Source organism: Nocardiopsis coralli, from assembly GCF_014892575.1.
Taxonomy (GTDB): domain Bacteria; phylum Actinomycetota; class Actinomycetes; order Streptosporangiales; family Streptosporangiaceae; genus Nocardiopsis; species Nocardiopsis coralli.
On record NZ_JADBGI010000008.1, the window covers coordinates 137,273 to 160,393 of the forward strand.

18 protein-coding genes are annotated in these 23,121 nt (G+C 70.6%); 7 read left to right on the top strand and 11 right to left on the bottom strand.

Annotation, left to right across the window (positions count from 1 at the left end):
- Nucleotides 1-83 precede the first annotated feature (83 nt).
- The gene (locus tag IDM40_RS11115) at nucleotides 84-1,466 is read left to right on the top strand and encodes an NAD(P)H-quinone dehydrogenase (RefSeq protein WP_193121877.1); all 1,383 of its coding nucleotides are present in this window, start codon (nucleotides 84-86) and stop codon (nucleotides 1,464-1,466) included.
- A gap of 186 nt (nucleotides 1,467-1,652) precedes the next feature.
- Here the strand turns inward: IDM40_RS11115 and IDM40_RS11120 are convergent, their stop codons facing one another.
- The gene (locus IDM40_RS11120) at nucleotides 1,653-2,936 is read right to left on the bottom strand and encodes a chemotaxis protein CheA (RefSeq protein ID WP_193121999.1); all 1,284 of its coding nucleotides are present in this window, start codon (nucleotides 2,934-2,936) and stop codon (nucleotides 1,653-1,655) included.
- Between the two features lie 186 nt (nucleotides 2,937-3,122).
- Nucleotides 3,123-4,616 (bottom strand): dicarboxylate/amino acid:cation symporter, encoded by a 1,494-nt coding sequence (locus IDM40_RS11125; protein ID WP_193121878.1) that lies wholly within the window; start codon nucleotides 4,614-4,616, stop codon nucleotides 3,123-3,125.
- 500 nt (nucleotides 4,617-5,116) lie between these two features.
- Between IDM40_RS11125 and IDM40_RS11130 the strand changes: the two genes are divergently transcribed.
- Entirely contained in the window at nucleotides 5,117-5,743 is a 627-nt protein-coding gene (locus tag IDM40_RS11130) for a Uma2 family endonuclease (RefSeq protein WP_193121879.1), read from the top strand.
- Nucleotides 5,744-5,795: 52 nt separating this feature from the next.
- On the opposite strand, the gene IDM40_RS11135 is transcribed toward IDM40_RS11130, so the two are convergent.
- The 3 genes from IDM40_RS11135 to IDM40_RS11145 form a co-directional block, all read right to left on the bottom strand.
- Complete coding sequence (locus IDM40_RS11135; RefSeq protein WP_193121880.1) at nucleotides 5,796-7,562, bottom strand: acetyl/propionyl/methylcrotonyl-CoA carboxylase subunit alpha; 1,767 nt, start codon at nucleotides 7,560-7,562, stop codon at nucleotides 5,796-5,798.
- A gap of 81 nt (nucleotides 7,563-7,643) precedes the next feature.
- On the bottom strand, nucleotides 7,644-7,874 hold the full coding sequence (locus tag IDM40_RS11140) for an acyl-CoA carboxylase subunit epsilon (RefSeq protein WP_193121881.1): 231 nt from the start codon (nucleotides 7,872-7,874) through the stop codon (nucleotides 7,644-7,646).
- On the bottom strand, nucleotides 7,871-9,481 hold the full coding sequence (locus tag IDM40_RS11145; RefSeq protein ID WP_193121882.1) for an acyl-CoA carboxylase subunit beta: 1,611 nt from the start codon (nucleotides 9,479-9,481) through the stop codon (nucleotides 7,871-7,873). Before IDM40_RS11145 ends, IDM40_RS11140 begins: the two co-directional genes overlap by 4 nt.
- A 351-nt stretch (nucleotides 9,482-9,832) precedes the next feature.
- Here IDM40_RS11145 and IDM40_RS11150 point away from each other — a divergent pair, with 351 nt between their 5' ends.
- Nucleotides 9,833-12,394, top strand: coding sequence for a phosphoenolpyruvate carboxylase (locus IDM40_RS11150; RefSeq protein ID WP_193122000.1), 2,562 nt, complete (start codon nucleotides 9,833-9,835; stop codon nucleotides 12,392-12,394).
- 59 nt (nucleotides 12,395-12,453) lie between these two features.
- Here the strand turns inward: IDM40_RS11150 and IDM40_RS11155 are convergent, their stop codons facing one another.
- Complete coding sequence (locus IDM40_RS11155) at nucleotides 12,454-13,062, bottom strand: Uma2 family endonuclease (protein WP_193121883.1); 609 nt, start codon at nucleotides 13,060-13,062, stop codon at nucleotides 12,454-12,456.
- Between the two features lie 130 nt (nucleotides 13,063-13,192).
- On the opposite strand from IDM40_RS11155, the gene IDM40_RS11160 reads away from it, so the two are divergent.
- From IDM40_RS11160 to IDM40_RS11175, 4 genes are all read left to right on the top strand, one after another.
- Entirely contained in the window at nucleotides 13,193-14,047 is an 855-nt protein-coding gene (locus tag IDM40_RS11160) for a biotin--[acetyl-CoA-carboxylase] ligase (RefSeq protein ID WP_193121884.1), read from the top strand.
- 79 nt (nucleotides 14,048-14,126) lie between these two features.
- Entirely contained in the window at nucleotides 14,127-14,648 is a 522-nt protein-coding gene (locus IDM40_RS11165) for a PH domain-containing protein (RefSeq protein WP_235997499.1), read from the top strand.
- A gap of 99 nt (nucleotides 14,649-14,747) precedes the next feature.
- Nucleotides 14,748-15,749: an adenylate/guanylate cyclase domain-containing protein gene (locus tag IDM40_RS11170; RefSeq protein ID WP_193121886.1), complete on the top strand. Its 1,002-nt coding sequence runs from the start codon at nucleotides 14,748-14,750 to the stop codon at nucleotides 15,747-15,749.
- Nucleotides 15,750-16,096: 347 nt separating this feature from the next.
- Nucleotides 16,097-16,732 carry an MBL fold metallo-hydrolase gene (locus IDM40_RS11175; protein ID WP_193121887.1) on the top strand — a complete coding sequence of 212 codons (636 nt, stop codon included), beginning with the start codon at nucleotides 16,097-16,099 and terminating at the stop codon, nucleotides 16,730-16,732.
- 12 nt (nucleotides 16,733-16,744) lie between these two features.
- Here IDM40_RS11175 and IDM40_RS11180 read toward each other — a convergent pair whose 3' ends face one another.
- The 5 genes from IDM40_RS11180 to IDM40_RS11200 form a co-directional block, all read right to left on the bottom strand.
- On the bottom strand, nucleotides 16,745-17,866 hold the full coding sequence (locus IDM40_RS11180; RefSeq protein ID WP_193121888.1) for a DNA alkylation repair protein: 1,122 nt from the start codon (nucleotides 17,864-17,866) through the stop codon (nucleotides 16,745-16,747).
- A 412-nt stretch (nucleotides 17,867-18,278) separates the two neighbouring features.
- Nucleotides 18,279-19,073 carry a succinate dehydrogenase/fumarate reductase iron-sulfur subunit gene (locus IDM40_RS11185; RefSeq protein WP_193121889.1) on the bottom strand — a complete coding sequence of 265 codons (795 nt, stop codon included), beginning with the start codon at nucleotides 19,071-19,073 and terminating at the stop codon, nucleotides 18,279-18,281.
- Nucleotides 19,070-20,953 (bottom strand): fumarate reductase/succinate dehydrogenase flavoprotein subunit, encoded by a 1,884-nt coding sequence (locus tag IDM40_RS11190; RefSeq protein WP_193121890.1) that lies wholly within the window; start codon nucleotides 20,951-20,953, stop codon nucleotides 19,070-19,072. Before IDM40_RS11190 ends, IDM40_RS11185 begins: the two co-directional genes overlap by 4 nt.
- Before the next feature lie 41 nt (nucleotides 20,954-20,994).
- Complete coding sequence (locus tag IDM40_RS11195) at nucleotides 20,995-21,813, bottom strand: hypothetical protein (RefSeq protein WP_193121891.1); 819 nt, start codon at nucleotides 21,811-21,813, stop codon at nucleotides 20,995-20,997.
- Nucleotides 21,814-22,018: 205 nt separating this feature from the next.
- The gene (locus IDM40_RS11200) at nucleotides 22,019-23,020 is read right to left on the bottom strand and encodes a LysR family transcriptional regulator (RefSeq protein WP_193121892.1); all 1,002 of its coding nucleotides are present in this window, start codon (nucleotides 23,018-23,020) and stop codon (nucleotides 22,019-22,021) included.
- Nucleotides 23,021-23,121: the final 101 nt, after the last annotated feature.

Below are 23,121 nucleotides of genomic sequence, written 5' to 3' on the forward strand. Positions count from 1 at the left end.
ACCAGGTGGAGCCCGGCCATGCCCGAACATCGACCCTGACCGGGAACGGGTGTGCGGGCCGCCCGCAGAGGGAGTGAAGCAGCGTGACGAAGGTCGTGATCATCGGAGGCGGTCCCGGGGGCTACGAGGCGGCGCTGGTCGCCGCGCAGCTCGGCGCGGACGTGACGGTGGTGGAGCGCGACGGTATCGGCGGCGCCTGCGTCCTCACCGACTGCGTCCCGTCCAAGAGCCTCATCGCCACCTCGACCCGTACCACCTACGTACGCGAGGCCGACCACCTCGGCATCCACATCCCCGTGATGCACGAGGACAAGTCGGACGTCGAGGTGCACCTCAGCGAGGTCAACCCCAGGATCAAACGCCTGGCCGAGGCGCAGTCCGAGGACACGCACGCCCGCCTCGTCAAGGAGGGCGTCAAGGTCATCAGCGGGGAGGCGCGGCTGGTCGACCCGCACATCGTCGCCGTGGACGACCAGCGCATGCGCGCCGACGTGGTCCTGCTGGCCACCGGTGCCCACCCGCGTGAACTCCCCACCGCGCGCCCCGACGGCGAGCGCATCCTCACCTGGCGCCACCTCTATGACCTGGACGAGCTGCCCGAGCGCCTCATCGTCGTCGGTTCCGGTGTGACCGGCGCCGAGTTCGCCAGCGCTTACCAGTCGCTGGGCTCCGACGTCACGCTGGTCTCCTCGCGCGAGCTGGTCATGCCGACCCAGGACTCCGACGCCGCCGAGGTGCTGGAGGAGGTCTTCGCCCGCCGCGGCATGACCGTGCTCAGCCGCACCCGCGCCGAGTCGGTCGTCAACACCGGGGAGGGCGTGGAGGTCACGCTCTCCGACGGCCGTGTGGTCGAGGGCAGCCACTGCCTCATGACCGTCGGCATGATCCCCAACACCGAGGGCCTGGGCCTGGAGGAGGCCGGGGTGCGCCTGGCCGACAACGGGTTCATCGACGTCGACCGCGTCTCCCGCACCACGGTCCCGGGTGTGTACGCGGCGGGCGACTGCACCGGCGTGAACATGCTCGCCTCCGTGGCCGCCATGCAGGGCCGCATCGCCATGTGGCACGCGCTCGGCGAGGCCGTCGCCCCGTTGAAGCTGTCCACGGTCGCCTCCACCGTCTTCACCCACCCGGAGCTGGCCGCCGTCGGCGCCAGCGAGGACGACGTGCGCACCGGCCGTATCGACGGGCGTTCGGTCACCCTGCCCCTCAACACGAACCCCCGCGCGAAGATGAACGAGGTCGACGACGGCTTCGTCAAGCTCATCTGCCGCCAGCACACCGGCATCGTGCTCGGCGGTGTCATCGTCGGACCGCGCGCCAGCGAGCTCATCCTCGCGGTGTCGGTGGCGGTGCAGCAGCGCCTGACCGTGGACGACCTCGCGCACACCTTCGCGGTGTACCCGTCGTTGTCCGGCAGTGTCACCGAGGCCGCCCGCTCCCTCATGCTGGCCTCCCCGGAGTAGGACGGCGCTCCGCCCCCCAGGGCTCACTGCGGCCCCCGTTCCCGGCGCGGGACGGGGGCCGCCGCGCGTTCGGGGGAGCGGGGCCGGGCACGGAGGGGCCCGCACACGAAGAACGGACGCGCCGAGCCTTGCTCGACGCGCCCGTGAGGGAGCGTGGGGTACGGGGACGGCCTGTGGGGCCCGGCGTCAGAAGTCGAAGCCCCCGAAGTCGCCGAAGTCCCCTCCGTCGAAGCCTCCGCCGTCGAAGTCGCCGCCGGCGTCGCCCATGTCCTCGGCTCCGCCGCCCATCATCCCGGCGCCCATCATGGACCCCATCATCGAGCCCATCATCATGCCGCTGAACATGCCCATCATCATGGTCATGCCGAAGTAGCCGTTGGCGTAGGGCGAGTAGGCGGGGCCGGCCTCGTAGTACGGGCGGCGCTCGCCGTCGACCTCGACCATGCGCACGTCGGGCTGGCCGCCGACGCGGACGGCCTCCGCGCACTGGTCGCACGCGGTGACCTCACGCGGGCTGCCGCCGGGCGGGGCCCAGCTGATGTCCTGCGTGGAGGGGCCGTGCTGCGGGTTGAAGAAGCAGGGGCCGCGGCGCTCGGGCACTTCCTCGCCCCGCAGGCGCGCACGGGTGGCCTTCATGTAGTACCGGCCGTCCTCGAGGGCGCCGGTGACCATCCGGACCTGTTCGGGCTCCTGGATGGTGTCGAGGAGGGACTTGGCCTGGTCGTAGGAGTCCATGGCCCGCGTATAGTCCTCGCGGGTCGGTTCGTCCACCTTCGACAGGTCGATCTCGAGCCGGGAGACGTCCTCGCCGAGGCGCACGACGTCCTCGGTGGCCATCTGCTTGATCTCCTCGAGCTGCTTGGCCTTCTCGGCCTCGCGCTTCTTGCGCTGGTTGTAGACGTACCAGCCGCCGGCCGCGGCGAGCAGTACGAGGATGGTGAGCAGGACGAAGCCGGAGGTGGCGTTGGCGTCCTGGGCCTCCTCGAGCTCCGTGGCAGCGTCGGGGACAGCTGCGAGTGTGTCGATCGGGTTGGCGTTGCCGGTGTCGGCGCCACCCTCCTGGAGGGACAGCTCGCGGATCTCCTGGGTCTCCTCGATGTTCGGTGAGGTGACCTCGAAATTGTCGGAACCGGAAAGGACCCCGTAGACCCCGTCGCCGACCTCGGCCATGACGGGTTCCATGAACGCGTTCACGCCGGCCTCGGACGTGGTGTTGCCCTCGGGGACGAGAACGTAATAGACGGGGGTGTCGGCCTGGGCGGCCGCGTTCTCGAGGACGGCGATCTCCCCTTCGGGGATCGCGCCCTCGCCGGTGCCGACATCGATCGCGGGATCGACGTAGACGCCCTCGTTCTCGAGATCGCTGACGATGTCCTGAGTGTCGGGCAGACCGGTGGCTTCATCGGTGTCGGCGGCAGCGGGTGCCGCGGCGGCGGTCATCACCGCGGCGGCGATCCCGGCGGTGAGCATTGTGGGTGTTACCAAGCGGCGCAACATGATCGTTCCTCTCGCCTCCCTCAACCACGAGGACGAACCGCGCATCCTCACAGTTCCCAGGTGTGCCCGGTATCTCGCCACCGGGGGTTGCGTACACACAGCGGCGGCCCGGAACCGGGGTCCCGGGCCGCCGCCGTGGTCGTTCTGTGTCGGTCCTCGTCAGTCCTTGGCCGGGGACACGGAGGCCTCCGGTTCCTTGTCCCGGGACTCGGAACCCTGTTCGCCGTCCGAGCCCGGGGAACCGTCGGCGTCCCCTTCATCGGAACCCTCGGAGGCTTCCTCCGCGAGCTCCTCGTCGGTCGGGACGAACCCGGTCCGGCCGCGCGGTGCGTTGTAGCGCTCCAGGTCGATGATGCCCTCGCGCTTGGCGACGATGGCGGGGATCAGCGCCTGGCCGGCCACGTTCACGGCGGTGCGGCCCATGTCGAGGATCGGGTCGACGGCCAGCAGCAGGCCCACGCCCTCCAGCGGCAGACCCAGCGTGGACAGGGTCAGCGTCAGCATCACGACCGCGCCGGTGGTGCCGGCGGTGGCGGCCGAGCCGATGACCGAGACCAGCGCGATGAGCAGGTAGTCGGTCAGGCCCAGGCTGATGCCGGGGAAGAACTGCGCGATGAAGATCGCCGAGATCGCCGGGTAGATCGCGGCGCAGCCGTCCATCTTCGTGGTGGTCCCGAACGGAACCGCGAACGCGGAGTAGTAGCGCGGCACGCCCAGGTTCTGCTCGGTCACCTTCTGGGTGATCGGCAGGACGCCCATCGAGGAGCGCGAGACGAAGCCGAGCTGCACCGTCGGCCAGACCCCGGAGAAGTACTTGGCCGGGGACAGCCCGTGCAGGCGGGCCAGTACCGGGTAGACGACGAAGAGCACCAGCGCCAGGCCGACGTAGATCGTGAGCACGAACTGGCCGAGCGCGCCGATGGTGTGCCAGCCGTAGCTGTAGACCGCGTTGCCGAGCAGGCCGACGGTACCGATCGGGGCGAGGCGGATGATCCACCACAGCGCCTTGAGCACGACCTGCAGGGCCGAGTGCATGAAGTTGATGAAGGGCTCGGCGGGCTTGCCGACCTTGACGGCGGCGATGCCCAGCACGACGGCGATGACGATGAGCTGCAGGACATTGAAGGACAGCCCCGTGGACAGGTCGTCGCCGGCGCCGGTGGTCTCGGCCTCCAGGCCCAGGATGTTGGCGGGGACCAGGCCCTCCAGGAAGTCCAGCCAGGACACGTCGCGGTCCGGGCCCTCCTGGGTGCCGGGGTCGACGCCGCTGTTGACGCCCGGCCGCATGGTCAGGCCGAGCACGATGGCGATGGAGACCGAGATGAGCGCGGTGATCGCGAACCACAGCAGGGTCTGCCCGGCCAACCGGGCGGCGTTGGTGACGTTGCGCAGGTTCGCGATCGAGGAGACGACCGCGAGCACGATCAGCGGCGGGACGACCGTCTGCAGCAGCGTCACGAACGTGCTGCCGAACAGGTCGAGCGCGGTGGCCAGGCCGTTGGTGGCCTCGCCCTCGCCGTCGGGCGGGCTGATCTGGAAGGCGAGGAAGCCCAGGCCCACGCCCAGGAAGAGCGCGATGAAGACCTGGACGGTGAACGAGGGGATCCAGGTCCTGCGCCTCGGGGACGCTTCGGTGGTGGTCTGTGCGGACACGGTGTTGCTCCAGGTGGTGTGCGGGGCCGAGGGCACACGCGGGGCAGGGCCTCATCGGGTGTGCTTCGGCGCGGGGGGTCGGAGAGGGGATCACCGTCGGGTGACGTGGGACGGGAGCGGCCGGCGAGGGCGCCTCTGCGCTGCCCGTGGTCGGGCGCGCGGGCGGGCTCGGGCCGCGGTCAGCTACACGCGTGGCTGCAGAGGCGGCACAGGTCGATGTGCCACCGTCGCGTCAGTCCCCAGATGTTCGTCACGATTAGGCACGATAGCCCGGTTTTCTTACCTTTTCCATACACCGGTGTCAGTGGCTGGGAGAGGCATGCGGCCACGACCCCTGTCGCTCCGGGCTCCACGTGCTTCTTCCCGGTGGAGCGTGAGTCGAGGATCACCGGGAGCGCCCGCCGGAAGCCCTTCGAGCGAATTCGACCAACTCCAGTCACGCTCCGGGGTGTCCGGATACTGTGAGTCATCAGGTCGATGTGCGAGCGGAAGGCAGGGACATGTCTCTTCACCCCGAGGTGCCCCCACACGGCCAGGGGTTCGATGACTGGGTGGTGCTCCCGCGGGCTCCGTACACCGGTTTCACCGCCGAGGACCTGGACCGGATCCCGGACCTCCCGCCGCACACCGAGCTCATTGACGGCGCGCTCGTTCCGAAGAGCCCCCAGAGCGTGTTCCACATGTTGGTGCTCCGCCGGTTCGAGGACGAGATGGACCGGCAGATCCCCGCCGGCATGCTCACCTGCAGGTCGTTCTCCCTTGTGCTCGGGGAACGCCAGCGTCCTGAGCCCGACATGATGTTGGTGGGCTCCGAAGCGTTCACCAGCATGGACGACACATGGGTCGCCCCCGAGGCGGTCCAGCTGGTGGTGGAGGTCGTCTCGCCCGATTCGAAGGTGCGTGACCACGAGCGCAAACCCCAGTTGTACGCCAGGGCCGGCATCCCTCACTTCTGGCTCGCCGAGCTGGAAGGCACGGAAACTCTCGTGGTGTATACCTACGAGCTCGATCCGATCAACGGGGGTTACACCATGGTCGGCGCCTACAGGGAGCACATGAAGGTGGAGGCACCATGCGCACTGGACATCGGGCTCACACAGCTGCGTCGGACGGGTAGGCCAGGCTGAAACACGCACGGGGGCGGGCGCCGGCCGCACCCGCCCCCGTGCTTCCCGGCCGTCAGGCGTCCTTGATCTCGCAGACCACGGCGCCGTTGCCGACGGTCTCGCCGGAGCCGACCTTCAGACCGGCGATGGTCCCGGCCTTGTGCGCGGTCAGCGGCTGCTCCATCTTCATCGCCTCGATGACCACGACCGTGTCGCCCTCCGCGACGGTCGCGCCCTCCTCGGCCACCAGCTTGACCACCGTGCCCTGCATCGGCGAGACCAGCGCGTCGCCGCCTGCGGCGCTCGCGCCCGCGCCGCCCTTCCGGCTCGCACGCTTCTTCTTCCCGCCGGCCTGCGGGGCCGGGGCGGCCCCAGCGCCCAGCGACGCCGGGAGCACGACCTCCACACGCTTGCCGCCCACCTCGACGGTGACCCGCTCGCGCTCGCCCTCCTCGGCCTCGCCCGGGGCGCCCGCCCAGGGTTCGATCCGGTTGTCGAACTCGGTCTCGATCCAGCGTGTGTACACCGCGAAGGGCTGCTCGGCCTCGGCCGGGGCGAAGGCCGGGTCCTGCACGACCGCCTGGTGGAACGGGATCACCGTGGGCATGCCGCCGACCGTGAACTCCGCCAGAGCCCGACGGGAACGCTGCAGCGCCTCGGCGCGGGTCCGGCCGGTCACCACCAGCTTGGCCACCATCGAGTCGAAGGCCTGCGGCACGGTGAAGCCCGCCTCGCAGCCGGTGTCCACACGCACGCCCGGCCCGCCCGGCAGCGACATCTCGGTGATGGTGCCCGGCGCCGGCATGAAGTTGCGGCCGGCGTCCTCGGCGTTGATCCGGAACTCGAAGGAGTGCCCGCGCACCTGCGGGTCGGTGTAGCCCAGCTCCTCGCCGTCGGCGACCCGGAACATCTCCCGCACCAGGTCGATGCCGGTGACCTGCTCGGTGACCGGGTGCTCGACCTGCAGGCGTGTGTTGACCTCCAGGAACGAGATCGTGCCGTCGGTCCCGACCAGGAACTCGCAGGTGCCCGCACCCACGTAACCGGCCTCGGCCAGGATCGCCTTCGACGCCGCGTACAGGCGCTCGTTCTGGTCCTGGGACAGGAACGGCGCCGGCGCCTCCTCGACCAGCTTCTGGTGGCGGCGCTGCAGCGAGCAGTCACGGGTGGAGACCACCACGACGTTGCCGTGGGTGTCGGCCAGGCACTGGGTCTCCACGTGCCGGGGCCGGTCCAGGTACTGCTCCACGAAGCACTCGCCCCGACCGAACGCGGTCACGGCCTCGCGCACCGCCGACTCGTAGGCGTCGCGCACCTCGTCCATGGCGTAGGCGACCTTGAGGCCGCGCCCGCCGCCACCGAAGGCGGCCTTGATCGCGATGGGCAGGCCGTGCTGCTCGGCGAAGGCCACGACCTCCTCGGCCGACTCGACCGGGTCGGGTGTGCCGGCCACCAGCGGGGCACCGACCTTCTGCGCGATGTGGCGGGCCTGCACCTTGTCGCCCAGAGACTCGATCGCCGACGGGGGCGGCCCGATCCAGGTCAGGCCGGCGTCGATGACGGCGCGGGCGAAGTCGGCGTTCTCGGCCAGGAACCCGTAACCGGGGTGCACGGCGTCGGCGCCCGCGGCCTCGGCCACCGCCAGGAGCTTGCCGATGTCCAGGTACGACTCGGCCGGGGTCTGCCCGCCCAGGGCGTGTGCCTCGTCGGCGATCTTGGCGTGGGGGGCGTCCAGGTCGGGCTCGGCGTAGACCGCGACACTGGCCAGGCCCGCGTCGCGGCAGGCGCGGGCGATGCGCACGGCGATCTCGCCGCGGTTGGCGATCAGAACTTTACGCACGGTGGGAAATCCTCCTGCAGGAACGTGGAACGGCGACGCGCCGACCGCTCGACGGGGGTACTGGACATCGAAGGCGGTTGATCACCGCAAGCTCAGGCGCCACGCGCCCGGACCGGGCCTGGGGGGAACACGGCCCCGCAGACCCTGTGCCCGGTCGCGCCAGCCCGACACGGGTTCGGGCTGCTCGGCGCCCTCGGCCGCCCGGGCAGCGGCGGCGCGGGCGCTGAGCACCGCGGTGAGCGCGGCGAGTTCCTCTGCGGTGGGCTCGCCCCTGACCACGGCCAGGTGCGGCGCTTGTTCTCGCGCGCTCACAGCGGGATGTTCCCGTGCTTCTTGGGCGGGAGCTGCTTTCGTTTGTTGCGCAGCGCCTTCAGGGCCTTGGCCACCTGCTCCCGGGTCTCCGAGGGCAGGATGACGTCGTCGACGTAACCGCGCTCGGCCGCCGAGTACGGGTTCAGGAGGGTCTCCTCGTACTCGGTGATGAGGCGGTTGCGCTCGGCCTCCACGTCGTCGGCCTCGGCCAGCGTGCGCCGGTGCAGGATGTTCACCGCGCCCTGCGCCCCCATGACCGCGATCTGGGCGGTGGGCCAAGCCAGGTTCACGTCGGCGCCCAGGTGCTTGGAGCCCATGACGTCGTAGGCGCCGCCGAACGCCTTGCGGGTGATGACGGTGATGAGGGGGACCGTGGCCTCGGAGTAGGCGAAGATGAGCTTCGCGCCGCGGCGGATGATGCCGTCCCACTCCTGGTCGGTGCCGGGCAGGAACCCGGGCACGTCCACGAAGGTCAGCACCGGAACGTTGAACGCGTCGCAGGTGCGCACGAACCGCGCCGCCTTCTCCGACGCGTCGATGTCCAGGCAGCCGGCCAGGCTCTGGGGCTGGTTGGCCACCACGCCGACGGACTGCCCGTCCACACGCCCGAACCCGACCACGATGTTGGCCGCGAACCGGGCGTGCACCTCCAGGAACTCGCCGTCGTCCAGCACCGACTCCAGCACCGTGCGCATGTCGTAGGGCTGGTTGGCCGAGTCCGGGACGAACGTGTCCAGGGCCAGGTCGGTGTCGGTGGTCTCCTCGGCCGGGGCCTCCTCGGGTGCGACCGGGGGAGCCTCGTCCAGGTTGTTGTCGGGCAGGTGGGAGAGCAGGTCCTTGACGTAGTCGATGGCGTCCTGCTCGTCGGAGCCCATGTAGTGGGCCACGCCGGAACGGGCGGTGTGCGTGGCCGCGCCGCCCAGGTCCTCCATCGACACGTCCTCGCCGGTGACGGTCTTGATGACGTCGGGTCCGGTGATGAACATCTGCGAGGTCTGGTCGACCATCACCGTGAAGTCGGTGAGCGCGGGGGAGTAGACGTGCCCGCCCGCGGTCGCGCCCATGATGAGGGAGATCTGCGGGATCACCCCGGACGCGTGGGTGTTGCGGCGGAAGATCTCGCCGTACTGGCCGAGCGCGACCACACCCTCCTGGATACGGGCGCCGCCACCCTCGTTGATGCCCACGACGGGGCAGCCGTTCTGCAGGGCGTGGTCGAGGACCTTGACGATCTTCTCGCCGTAGACCTCGCCCAGGGACCCGCCGAACACGGTGACGTCCTGGCTGAACACGGCGACGGGCCGGCCGTCCACCGTTCCGTGGCCCGTGACGACACCGTCGCCGTAGGGGCGCTTGCTCTCCAGCCCGAAGCTGGTGGAGCGGTGCCGGGCCAGCGCGTCGAACTCGACGAACGAGCCGGGATCGAGCAGGGCGTCGATCCGCTCGCGCGCGGTCATCTTGCCTTTGGCGTGCTGTTTCTCCACGGCTCGGTCCGAACCTGCGTTGACCGCCTCGTACCGGCGGCGCTGCAGGTCGGCGAGCTTGCCCGCGGTGGTGTGGATGTCGATCTCGTCCGCGGGGAGTGGTTCAGGGGCTTCGGTGGCCATAACTACGCAGGTTAGCTCCGAGCCTCACAGCGGCTCGCAAGCGGCCCTCCGTTACCTGAACGTATGCGGTCCTGCGCCTGGTGGAAGCCGGTCCGGGCGGCCCCCGCTGCCTCCGAGGGGACGGCATGAACGCGGGCCGGGCAGCGGAATGGGGCGCGATTCCTGTGCGAAAGCCGCGAACAATCACATGAATTCACGCCATTGACAAATGCTGGAAATGCACCCCCGCCCGTATTACGCAGGGAAGATCTCTGTAGGGTCGGCCTCATGACAGCGGTGAACGCGGAACGCGACAGTGCACGGCAGGAAGTCCCCGAGCAACTCCGCAACGACGTGAAACTGCTCGGCGAGATGCTCGGGACGATCCTCGCCGAGAGCGGGGGATCGGACCTCCTCGCTGACGTGGAGAAGCTCCGGCACGCGGTGATCGGGGCCCGCGAGGGGACGGTCGACGGCGAGGAGATCACGTCCCTCGTGGCGGCCTGGCCCCTCGAACGCGCCAAGCAGGTGGCCCGCGCCTTCACCGTGTACTTCCACCTCGCCAACCTCGCCGAGGAACACCAGCGCATGCGGGCCCTGCGCGAGCGCGACGACGCCGCGAACCCGCCGGCGGAGTCGCTCGCCGCGGCCGTGCGCGCGGTCCGCGAGGAGGGCGGGGGAGAGGAACGCCTGGACGGCCTCCTCGAAGGCATGGAGTTCCACCCGGTCCTGACCGCCCACCCCACCGAGGCCCGGCGCCGCGCCGTGTCAACCTCGATCCTGCGCATCAGCGCGCAGTTGGAGGCCTGGCACTCCGCGCACGAGGGCAGCAGCGCCGCCGGCGAGGCCCACCGGCGCCTGCTCGAGGAGGTCGACCTGCTCTGGCGCACCTCGCAGCTGCGCTACACCAAGCTCGACCCGCTCGACGAGGTGCGTACCGCCCTGTCGGCCTTCGACGAGACCATCTTCTCGGTGATCCCGCAGGTCTACCGCTCCCTCGACGCGGCCGTGGACCCCGAGGGCACCGGCACCCGGCCGCCGCGCGCCCTGCCGTTCGTGCGGTACGGGAGCTGGATCGGCGGCGACCGCGACGGCAACCCCTTCGTCACCCACGACGTCACCCGTGAGGCCATGACGATCCAGTCCGAGCACGTGCTGCGCGGGCTCGAGAGGGCGTGCGGCCACGTCGCGCGCACCCTGACCGCCTACTCCAACCTCACCCCCGCCAGCCAGGAGCTGCTGGAGGCCGTGGCCACCGCCAAGGCCGGGCACCCCGGGCTCCTCGCCGAGATCACCGACCGCTCGCCCAACGAACCCCACCGCCAGCTGCTGATGCTGGCCACCGCGCGCCTGCGCGCCACCCGCGAGCGCGACGCCGACCTGGCCTACCCCGACGCGCACGCCTTCCTCGACGACCTGCGCACCGTGCAGTCGTCGCTGGCCGCGGCGGGCGCGGTCCGCCAGGCCTACGGCGAGCTCCAGCACCTGGTGTGGCAGGCCGAGACCTTCGGGTTCCACCTCGCCGAGCTGGAGATCCGCCAGCACAGCGAGGTGCACGCCGCCGCGCTGGCCGAACTGCGCGCCGGCGGGGCCCTCTCGGAGCGCACCGAGGAGGTCCTGGCCACGATCCGGGTCATCTCCTGGATCCAGGAACGCTTCGGTGTCGACGCGTGCCGCCGGTACATCGTCAGCTTCACCCGCTCGGCCGAGGACATGTCGGCCGTGCACGAGCTGGCCGGGTACGCGCTGCCGGAGGACCGCAGGCCCGTCCTCGACGTCATCCCGCTCTTCGAGACCGGCGCGGACCTCGAGGCGTCCCCGCACGTGCTCGCCGGGATGCTGGAACTGCCGCAGGTGCAGCGCCGCCTGGACGAGACCGGGCGCCGCCTGGAGGTCATGCTCGGCTACAGCGACTCCGCCAAGGACGTCGGCCCGGTCAGCGCCACCCTGCGCCTGTACGACGCGCAGGCCCGACTGTCGGAGTGGGCGCGGGAGCAGGACATCGTGCTCACGCTCTTCCACGGCCGCGGCGGTTCCCTGGGCCGCGGCGGCGGGCCCGCCAGCCGGGCGCTGCTCGCCCAGGCGCCGGGGTCGGTCGACGGACGGTTCAAGGTCACCGAGCAGGGCGAGGTCATCTTCGCTCGGTACGGCCAGGAGGCCATCGCCCGCCGCCACATCGAGCAGGTCGGCCACGCGGTGCTGCTGGCCTCCACCGACGGGGTGCAGGAGCGGGAGCGTTCGGCGGCGGAGGAGTTCCGCGCCCACGCCGACACGATCGCCGCGGCCGCGCAGGAGGCCTACCTCGAGCTCATCGGGACCGACGACTTCGCGGTGTGGTTCTCGCAGGTCAGCCCGTTGGAGGAGCTGGGAGAGCTGCGCCTGGGCTCCCGCCCCTCGCGCCGTTCGGCCGCCAAGGGCCTGGGCGACCTGCGCGCGATCCCGTGGGTGTTCGCCTGGACCCAGACCCGCGTCAACCTGCCGGGCTGGTTCGGCCTGGGTACCGGCCTGGCCGCCGTGCCGGACCTGCCGCTACTGCAGCGCGCCTACCGCGAATGGCCGATGTTCGCGTCCCTGCTGGACAACGCGGAGATGAGCCTGGCCAAGACCGACCGCACCATCGCCGAGCGCTACCTCGCCCTCGGCGGGCGGCCCGAGCTCACCCGCAAGGTCCTGGACGAGTACGACCTCACCCGCACCCTCGTGCTGCGGGTGACCGGCCACGACCGCCTGCTGGAGAACCGCGCCGTCCTGTCCCGCGCCGTCGACCTGCGCAACCCCTACGTGGACGCGCTCTCCCACCTGCAGCTGCGCGCTCTGGAGGCGCTGCGCGGCGAGGAGGCCGACAACCTCTCCGAGAAGGACGAGCAGCACCTGGAACGCCTGCTGCTGCTCTCCGTCAACGGCGTCGCCGCCGGCCTGCAGAACACCGGCTGACCCCCTGACGCACACGCAGGCCCCGGGAGACGTCCCGGGGCCTGTTGTGTACTGCGGCCTCAGAGCTGGAAGGCGGAGGTGTCGATCCGGAGGTCGAACGGTTCGGGGAGGTGGATCTCCTTGCCGAAGGGCACCTTGGTGTGGCTGGTGTAGGCACCCTTGCGGGGATCGGAGTAGAGGGTGGCTTCCCCCTGCTGCGTGTCCGGGTCGCAGCGGTCCACGAGCAGGTAGAGGGGGACCTCGGCGCGCGCGTACCCGTGCAGCTTCGGCCCGCGGTCCTTGCCCGCCGTGCTCTCGGAGGTCACCTCCACCACGAGCTGGGCCTCGCCCGCGAAGTGCTCGGGGTGGCGATGTATGAGGCGGCCCGGAAGGACCACCAGATCAGGGACGAAGAGGGCTTCAACACCAGGCTCCCGCACATCGACGAACTGGTGGAAAGTGCTCCCCGAGAGAGCACTTTCCTCCCGGAAGGACTCGCGGAAGAGCTCCTTCTGGATCAGGGAGACGATGTGGGCGTGCACTTGATCAGTGAGGCCCGTGAGGAAGAGCCCGCCCTCGATGATCTCGGCCCGCCAACCCTCCGGCAGGTCGGTCGACTCCCAGATGCCCACTGTGACCTCCCAGCGGGATTCCGTCCCGGGGCAGGAATCACGCTCCGCGATGGTCATGTGTGACGTCACCTCCGGTCACCGAACGTAGTGCGACACGGGCACCGTTGTGATGGTTTCGGCGTAACCCGGTGCCTCTCCGTCCACAGGGGGTTCCGGGCGGGGTTTCCGGGGGTGCTGTAATGGGTGGATGCAACCGGACCAGACCACTCGGACCCCGCTCTCGCAGGCCGCGCTGGCCGCCGCGCTCCTCCGGCCCGGCGGACCGTGGCAGCACGTGCAGGTGCTGCCGGCGATCGGCTCCACCAACAGCGAGCTGGCCGCCCGTGCCAGGGACGGCGGCGAGGACGGCACCGTGCTGGTCACCGAGCACCAGACCGCCGGGCGGGGCCGACTCGGGCGCGGGTTCGAGACCCCGAAGGGGTCGGCGCTGACCTTCTCCCTGCTGCTGCGCCCGCCGGTGCCGCCGGCCCGGCTGGGGTGGCTGTCCGCCCTCATGGGCGTGGCCGCCGTGGGCGCGGTGCGCCGCACCACCGGGGTCGACGCCGCGCTCAAGTGGCCCAACGACCTCATCGTGCCCGCCGACCGGCGCGCGGAGCCCGCGGAGGCCGACGGGAAGCTGGCCGGCATCCTCGCCGAGACCGACCTGTCCTCCGGATCCTCGGCCGTGGTCATCGGCATGGGGCTCAACGTGTCGCAGACCCGCGACGAGCTCCCGGTCCCCACCGCGGTCTCCCTGCTCGGCGAGGGCGCTGCCGAGCTCGACCGCTCCGTGCTCCTGGGCGCGGTGCTCGGCGAGTTCGAGGAGCTCTACACCGTCTGGACCGCCGCGAAGGGCGACGCCGAGGCGAGCGGGCTCGCCTCCCTCTACCGGGAGCTGTGCTCGACCGTGGGCCGGGAGGTCACCGTGCACCTGCCCGACGGCGAGCTCCTGGAGACCACCGCGACCGGCATCGACGACGGGGCGCGCCTGCTGGTGTCCGGCCCCGACGGGGAGCGGGCCCTGAGCGTGGGCGACGTCGTGCACGTGCGCCCCAGGGCCTGAGACCGGCCGTACCGCGTTCGTCCACAGGCGTACGACTTCGCCTTCACGGCCCCGTCCGCCTTGTGCCATGATCACCGGTATGGCTATCGCGGACCGTTATCTTGCCGACGACGAGGAGCTCGTCCACGTCGCCCGTCAGCACTGGACCGTCCTGGTGGGCGAGTTCGTGGCGCTGGTGCTCATCCTCGCCGTGGTCGGTGCCGGGCTGTGGTTCCTGCCGTGGAACGAGGAATGGTCCACCATCGCCGCCCTGGTCATCGGGGGCGTGGGTGTGCTCGCCGCCCTCGTCTTCTGCGTGATCCCGATGCTGCGCTGGTCCACGACCGTCTACATCCTCACCAACCAGCGGCTGATGACCCACGAGGGCCTCGTCTCCAAGCAGGGCCGCTCCATGCCCCTCACTCGGGTGAACGACGTCTCGTACAACATCTCTCTGTGGGAACGCCTGATGCGGTACGGAACGTTGTCAGTGCAGTCGGCTTCGGAGAACGAGAGCATGACGCTCCAGCGCGTGCCCCGTCCCCAGTGGTTCCAGGCCGAGATCTACCGTCAGGTGAGCTCGGCCCAGACACCCGGGTACCCGTCGGGCCCACCGGCCTGATCGGGGCCCGCCGGGGTGCACTGCCGCCCCCGGTACGAGCCGTCGACCGAAGAACGTGCTCCTCGCGTGCTCGCGGGGACGGTCCGTGAAAGAGAACGTATGCCGCCGACCCCTGACCCCAACGAGATCGAGGCCGTCCTCCTCGGCGGTGAGGCGGTGTACACCCGGGCCCAGGCCATCGAGCTGTCCGGCGCCGACCCCGAACTCGCCGGCCGCGTCTGGCGCGCGCTGGGTTTCCCGACCCAGGGCGACGACGAGGTCATCTTCGCCGAGAGCGACGTCGAGGCCCTGCGCATCACCAACTCCCTGCTGCAGGAGGGCGTGCTCGACGACGAGGGTGTGGTCCGTTTCGCCCGGGCGATGGGCCAGACCATGGCCCGCCTGGCCGACTGGCAGACCAGCATCCTGAGCACCCTCATCTTCAAGGACGGCGAGGGCGGTCCCGACAACCCGCTCATGGGCCAGGTCAAGGAGCTGCTCCCCGACGTCGAGCGCCTGCTGCTGCACATCTGGCGCCGCCAGCTGGCCGCCTCGACCTCCCGCACGCTCGCGGTGATGTCCAACGGCAACGACATCGTCCCGAACTACTATCCGCTCATCGTGGGCTTCGCCGACCTGGTCTCCTTCACCACGCTCAGCCGTGAGCTCGACGAGGTGGAGCTGGCCGGGGTGGTGGAGTCCTTCGAGGCCTCGGCCGCCGACATCGTCGCCTCCGGGGGCGGCCGTGTGGTCAAGACCCTGGGCGACGAGGTGCTGTACGTGGCCGACTCGGCCGCGGAGGCCGCCGACATCGCGCTCCGGCTCGCCTCGGGCATCCGCACGCACGTGGAGGTCCCCGACGTGCGCGTGGGTGTGGCCTCCGGCCCGGTACTGACTCTGCACGGCGACGTGTTCGGTACGACCGTGAACCGCTCCAGCCGCCTGACCTCCTTCGCCCGGCCCGGGACCGTGCTCATCGACGACACGCTCGCCGGCGACCTCGAGGGCGCCGACGGGCTCCAGGTGGTCAAGGTGCGCGCACGACACGCCCACGGCCTCGGCCTGATCCAGCCCTACGCACTGCGCCGCAACTTCGAACCCGGGGGACACCCCCAGGCCTAGGACCTGTTTGGCGAACACCGGCCCACCCGTCGCCCGCCACCAACCCTCAAACGACGCCTTCGGCGCAGTGCCCACCCGTCACCCGCCACCGCCCTCAACGGACGCCTTCGGCGCAGTTCCCACCCGTCACCCGCCACCACCCTCAACGGACGCCTTCGGCGCGGTATTCGTTGAAGCGACGGAAGGCGTCCACCAAACAGGCCCTGGGCGAGTGCGCTCGGGAAGAGCCGGTTCCGGATCAAAGTCAAACGCTGCTCTTACCCGACACGCACGACCGCCCGGGGTCCGTCGGGATAAGCTCGACCCACGCCGTGTCCGACCGCAAGACGTGTCTTGGTGGTGAGAGAGTGCACTCCCCTTCCCCTGTCGAACGTCTGCGCACCTCGGGTGTCATCAGCCTGGAGGGCGGCGAGTTCGACCTCGAGAACAACGTGTGGATCGTCGGTGACGACGAGAGCGCCGTGGTCATCGACGCCTCGCACGACCACGAGGAGATCGCACGGGGTCTCGGCGACCGCGAGCTCATGGCGATCGTCTGCACCCACGGGCACAGCGATCACGTCAACGCCGCGGCCGACCTCGCAGACCTGACCGACTCCCCGATCCTGCTGCACCCCGACGACACCGAGCTGTGGCACCACGTGCACCCGGGGCGCGAGCCCGACGCCCCGCTGCTGCACGGCGAGATGCTGCGCGCCGGCGACGTCGAGCTGCAGGTGCTGCACACCCCGGGGCACACCCCGGGCGGCGTGTGCCTGTACGCGCCGGAGCTGTCGACGGTCTTCACCGGGGACACCCTGTTCCCCGGCGGCCCGGGCGCCACGGGCCAGGCCTTCTCCGACTTCCCGCGGATCATCGCCTCGATCCGCGACCACCTGGTCACCCTGCCCGGCGACACCGTCGTGCACCCGGGCCACGGTGAGTCCACGACCATCGCGGAGGCGGCCGAGAACCTCGAGGTGTGGGCCAGCCGCGGGTTCTGATCCCGCCGACCCTCACACGCGCAGTTCGAACCCGCCCGACGCCTTGATCACCCCGTTGACCTGCACCTCCACCAGGTGCTCACCGGGGTGGTACGTGCGTGTGGTGATCGGCCGGATCGCGTGGCGCTTGCGCAGCGTGCGGCTCTGCCCGGCCGGGAGCTCCACGCGGGTCCACTTGAAGACCTTCGGGCTGCGGGCACCGTTGGCGCGCACGTGGTGCACGACGTGGTCCACGACGACCGTGTGCGCCCGGGTGTCGGTGTTGGTGAGTTCGACCTCCAGGGTCAGGGTCCCGCCCAGGTCCAGCACGTGCGGGCTCACGGCGAGGCCCTGAGCGACGACGTGTTCGCCGCCGGTCGCACCCAGCAGCGCCAACGCCCGCGGGTCGCCCTTCTTGACCAGGGTGCGCAGCGCGTGCTTGACGATCCGGGCGGTCTCGGGGGTGGGGCTCTCCCGCGTCCACCGTTCGGCCACGTCCAGCACGAGGCCCGGGTGGTCGCGCGCGATGTCGTTGAGGTTGTTCGCCACCGACGTGCGCACGTAGGCCGACGGGTCGCTGCGCAGCGGTTCCAGGACCTCCAGCACCGGGGCCGGGTCGGCGATGAACTCCGCCAGGTGGGAGGCCCACGGCAGCCGCGGCCGGATCCCCTCGCTCGCGAACCGGCGCACGTGCTCGTCGGCGTCCAGGGCACTGGCGCGCATGAGCGCCATGGTCGCCTCGGGGTGGCGCCGCACGAAGGGGCGGACCGCGAACTCGCTGGTGTGGCGTTTGGTGATCCCGACCAGGGCCGGGAACGAGGCCTGCGGGTGATCGGTCCCGTACTCCTCCACGAACCGCGCCACCGGCATGAGCAGGTACCGGTCGTGGAAGGTGTCCTCGTCGTCACCGAGCCGCAGGTGCAGGGACTCCACGAGGATCCCGACCGCCTCGGCGTAGCTCTCCGGAAGCCGGCCGCGCAGCCCCTCGGCCATCACCAGCACCCGGTCCTTGAGTTCCAGCGGACCCACCCGGGAGGCGACCTCGGCGGCGTAACCGTCCACGTCGAAGGCCGGGTGGATCACGCGGATGCGCTCTCCCAGCCGCCGCGCGGACGCGCCGTCGAAGTGCCGCTTGAAACTGGTGTCCTCGGCCATGGCCCCTGTTCTCCCTGTCGCACCGGCCCGCTCGCGCCCGGCCGGGCCGCAACCCCGGCCGGGCGCCACGACGCTACCCCGGACCACCGACAGAAGGGGCCCGGTTCACCCGTCCTCGGCGGGCCGCAGGCCCTTGCCATCACGGGTCGGTCGCCGAAGGTGCCGACGGGCCTCCACAGGCCCGGACCGACCAGCGGGTGCCGGCCGCGAACCACGGGACGGCTTGAAGATCGCCCGGCCGAGGCGTAGACGCCCATGGCGCCGCCGTGGTGGCGGATCGACCGTGGCGCCGACCTGGCAGGTCCTGCCGCCGCGGCCGGCGTGGGCCGCCGGCCGCGGCGGTCTCCGTATGACCGGTCGGACCGGCGCCGAAGGCGCCGCAACCGCGGCCGACCCGGTCAGCCTGCCCGGTTCACTCCTCCTCGGCGGGGCGCCGGGTGTTGGGCACGATCGGGGTGTCCTTCGGACGCCGCCCGATGGTGTTGCCCAGCCACACCAGCGGGTCGTACTTGCGGTCGGCCACCCGCTCCTTGAGGGGGATCAGCGCGTTGTCGGTGATCCGGATGCCCTCGGGGCACACCTCGGTGCAGCACTTGGTGATGTTGCAGTACCCCATGCCGAACTCGTCCTGGGCGATCTGCCTCCGGTCGGCGGTGTCCTCCGGGTGCATCTCCAGCTCGGCCACGCGCATGAGGTACCGCGGCCCGGAGAAGTGCTCCTTGTTCTCCTCGTGGTCGCGGATCACGTGGCACACGTTGTTGCACAGGAAGCACTCGATGCACTTGCGGAACTCCTGTGAGCGTTCCACGTCCTGCTGCTGCATCCGGAAGTCCCCGGGCGAGGTCTTCGGGTCCGGGGTGAACGCCGGGATCTCGCGGGCCTTCTCGTAGTTGTACGAGACGTCGCAGACCAGGTCCCGCACGACCGGGAAGGTCCGCATCGGGGTGACGGTGACGGTCTCGTCGGGCCCGAACACGCTCATGCGGGTCATGCACGACAGCCGCGGCATCCCGTTGATCTCCACCGAGCACGAGCCGCACTTGCCGGCCTTGCAGTTCCACCGCACGGCCAGGTCCGGGACCTGGGTGGCCTGGAGCCGGTGGAGCACGTCGAGCACCACCTCGCCCTCGTTGACCTCGACCGTGTAGTCGGTGAGTTCCCCGTTCTCCCCGGAACCGCGCCACACGCGGAAGGTGCGTTCGGTCATGACAGCTCCTCCTCGGTGAGGTACTTGGCGAGTTCGTCGTCGTCGAAGAGCGCGAGCAGCTCGGACGGGATCCCGGCCAGCGGCTGCCTGGTCAGCGAAACCCCGTCGTCGCCGTGGCGCGCTGCGAGGTTGACCTTCCGCCACTGCGGCGACATCTCCGGGTGGTCGTCGCGGGTGTGCCCGCCCCGGGACTCGGTGCGTTCCAGAGCAGCGAGCGTCACCGCCTCCGACACCAGCACCATGTTCGGCAGCGCCAACGCCAGGTGCCAGCCCGGGTTGTACACACGGTCACCGGGCGCGCTGAGCATGTCGGTGCGTTCCCGCATCCGCGCGAGGCGTTCCAGGGCCTCCTCCATCTCCGGGCCCTTGCGCACGATCCCGACCAGGTCGTTCATGGTCTCCTGCAGTTCGGTGTGCACGGTGTAGGGGTTGACCCCCTGCCCCTGCTTGAGCGGGGCCAGGGCCCGCGCGAGCGACGCCGAGGCGCGCTCCTCCGACACCCCGGAGCCCTGGTGGTCGTCGGCCCGGGCGGCGGCGCCCAGACCGGCGCGCCGGCCGAACACCAGCAGGTCGGACAGCGAGTTGCCGCCCAGCCGGTTGGAACCGTGCATGCCCCCGGCCACCTCGCCCGCGGCGAAGAGGCCGGGCACGTCGGAGGCGCCGGTCTCGGCCTCCACCCGCACCCCGCCCATGACGTAGTGGCAGGTGGGGCCGACCTCCATGGGTTCGGCGGTGATGTCGACGTCGGCCAGCTCCTTGAACTGGTGGTGCATCGACGGCAGGCGTTTGTGGATCTCCTCGGCCGGCATCCGCGTGGACACGTCGAGGAACACCCCGCCGTGGGGCGAGCCCCGGCCCTCCTTGACCTCGGTGTTGATGGCGCGGGCGACCTCGTCGCGGGGCAGCAGCTCCGGCGGGCGGCGGTTGTTCGACGGGTCCTCGTACCACCCGTCCGCCTCGGCCTCGGTCTCGGCGTACTGGGCGCGGAAGACGTCCGGCACGTAACCGAACATGAACCGCTCGCCCTCGGAGTTGCGCAGCACCCCGCCGTCGCCGCGCACCGACTCGGTGACGAGGATGCCGCGCACCGACGGCGGCCACACCATCCCGGTCGGGTGGAACTGCACGAACTCCATGTTGATGAGCGAGGCCCCGGCGCGCAGGGCCAGCGCGTGCCCGTCGCCGGTGTACTCCCACGAGTTGGACGTGGTGCTGAACGCCTTGCCGATCCCGCCGGTGGCCAGCACGACCGAGGGCGCCTCGAACAGCACGAAACCCCCGTCGACGCGGCGGTACCCGAACGCGCCCGCGATCGCGCCACTGTCGTCGGTGACCAGCTCGGTCACGGCGGTTTCGGCGAAGACCTGCAGCATGGCGTCGGGGTCGCCGAGCTCGGCGGCGTCGGCCTGTTGCAGGGCCACGACCCGCTGTTGCAGGGTCCGGATCATCTCCAGCCCGGTGCGGTCGCCGACGTGGGCCAGCCGCGGGTACTCGTGGCCGCCGAAGTTGCGCTGGCTGATGCGGCCGTCGCCGGTGCGGTCGAACAGCGCGCCCCAGTACTCGAGTTCGAGGATCCGGTCGGGGGCCTCGCGGGCGTGCAGTTCGGCCATGCGCGGGTCGTTGAGGAACTTGCCGCCGCGGATCGTGTCGCGGAAGTGGGTGTGCCAGGTGTCGTCGGCGTTGGTGTTGCCCAGGGCCGCGGCCGCGCCGCCCTCCGCCATGACGGTGTGGGCCTTGCCGAAGAGCGACTTGGAGATGACGGCGGTGCGTTTGCCCTGCTCGCGGGCGGCGATCGCGGCGCGGAGCCCGGCTCCGCCCGCACCGATGACCACCACGTCGTAGCGGTACCGGGTGATGTCGGCCTCGGGTGTGGGGGGCATGTGTGCCTTTCCTCCGTGGACTCGGGTGCGGGCCCGGTGCGTCAGTTGAAGAGGCGCAGGTCGGTGATGGTCCCGCTCGCCATGAGCGAGACGTAGAAGTCCGTGGTCATGAGGGTGGCGATGCTGAGCCAGCCGAACAGCATGTGCCGGCTGTTGAGCACCGAGATGCGCGACCACAGCCAGTAGCGGACGGGGTGCTTGCCGAAGCTCTTGAGCCGGCCGCCCATGACGTGGCGGCAGGAGTGGCAGCCGAGGGTGTAGGCCCAGAGCATGAGCACGTTGACGAACATGATGATGTTGCCCAGCCCCACGCCGAAGCCGCCGTCGGTGCCGTGGAAGAAGGGGACCGCCATGTCCCACGTGTTGATGAGCGTGATGGCGACGACGAGGTAGAAGAAGTACCGGTGGCCGTTCTGGCCGAGCATCAGCGGCCGCGTCTCGCCGGTGTAGGTGCGGTGGGGTTCCTGCACGGCGCAGGCGGTGGGCGCCTGCCAGATCGAGCGGTAGTAGGCCTTGCGGTAGTAGTAGCAGGTCACGCGGAACAGCAGCAGGATCGGCAGGCTGAGCAGCGCGTAGGGGACCAGCGGCGGGAACTCGACCGGGATCCGGCCGAAGAGCGAGGCCTCGGGTACGCACTGCGCCGCCAGACACGGCGAGTAGAACGGCGTCAGGTAGTGGTACTCACCGACCCAGTAGTGGTCCTGCTGGAAGACGCGTGCGGTCGCGTAGACGACGAAGGCGGCCAGACCCAGTGTCGTGAGCACGGGGCCGAGCCACCATCGGTCGGTCCGGAGGGTTCGTCGGGGGATACGGGCCCGCCCGGTGTGCGGGCTGCGAGTGGACGTCACCGTGGTCTCCACCTCCTGGCGAATCGATCCAGGAGGCCACGGTAAGGCTCTGTGATCGCGGTCACACCACGAGTTCCGAGAAAACCTCGGGAAATCAGTGTGACATGGGCCACCGTTGACACCCGTTCTGTGTCGTGGGCGCGGTGGTCGGTCGCGGGTGTCCCGAGGGGTGATTCGGTCGGGGTCGGTCGGCCTTGCCGCGGTAGGCGCGGACGGGTCAGAGCTCGCCGTCGGTGTCCTCGTCCGGCAGCGACAACCGGCTCCGGTCCGGCGCACCCGCGTCCGCGGCCGAGATGAGCACCTCGAGGTCCGGTCCCAGCTCGTCCGGCGCCAGGTCCAACAGGTAGGTGTTCAGGTGGCGCCGGAACGCCTCCGCCGAGTGGGAGGGCTCCACGTCCCGCCGCCGCGCCAGCGCCACGGTGCGCAGGAGCCGGGGCCGCGCCAACGGGGTCCCGCGCAGGCCCGGGCGGCTCTTGAGCACCATGCTCGGCACCACGGCCAGGCCCAGCCCGGCCTCCACGAAACGCAGGACCGCGTCCATCTCCCCGCCCTCGACCGCGAGCTCGGGCTCGAACCCGGCGGCGCGGCAGGCCCGCAGCGTCGCCTCGCGCACGTCGTAACCCCGCCGGAACATCACCAGCGGGCGTTCGCGCAGTTCGGTGATGCGCATCGAGGCCCGGCCGTTGGGGGAGGGGTCGGCCATCGAGCTCGCCACCACGAGGTTCTCCCGCAGGATCGGGGTGGTGATGAAGTCCGGGTCGCTGCTCTGCAGGGGCAGGATGATCAGCGCCAGGTCCAGCTCACCGCGGCCGAGGTCCCGGATCAGGTCGCGAGAGCCGCTCTCCTCCACGTGCAGTTCGATGCCGGGGTAGCGGGTGTGGAAGTCGGCAAGGACGTCGGCGAGCAGCCCCGCGCAGAGGGAGGGCGTCGCGCCGAGCCGTACCCGCCCGCGGCGCACGCCGGCCAGCTCTGCCACCTCGCGGCGGGCCGTCTCCAGGTCGGTCAGCATGCGCTGGGCCAGGGGAAGCAAGGCCTCCCCGGCCGGCGTGAGTGTGATGTTCCCCCTGGCACGACTGAATAACGGCGCACCCAACTCGCGCTCAAGGGCACGAATCTGTTTGCTCAAGCTCGGCTGTGCGACGCGTGAAAGCTCGGCTGCGCGGGTGAAATGGCGCGTGCGGGCCACAGCGACGAAGTACGAGAGCTGTTGGAACTGCATGCTCCATAGCTTACGGCTATGGACACCAGGGTCCTGATGACTTGGACGTCGGTCTTAACTCGAATTTAAAGTGGCAGGCTGTGGCGAACAGTACCTTGACC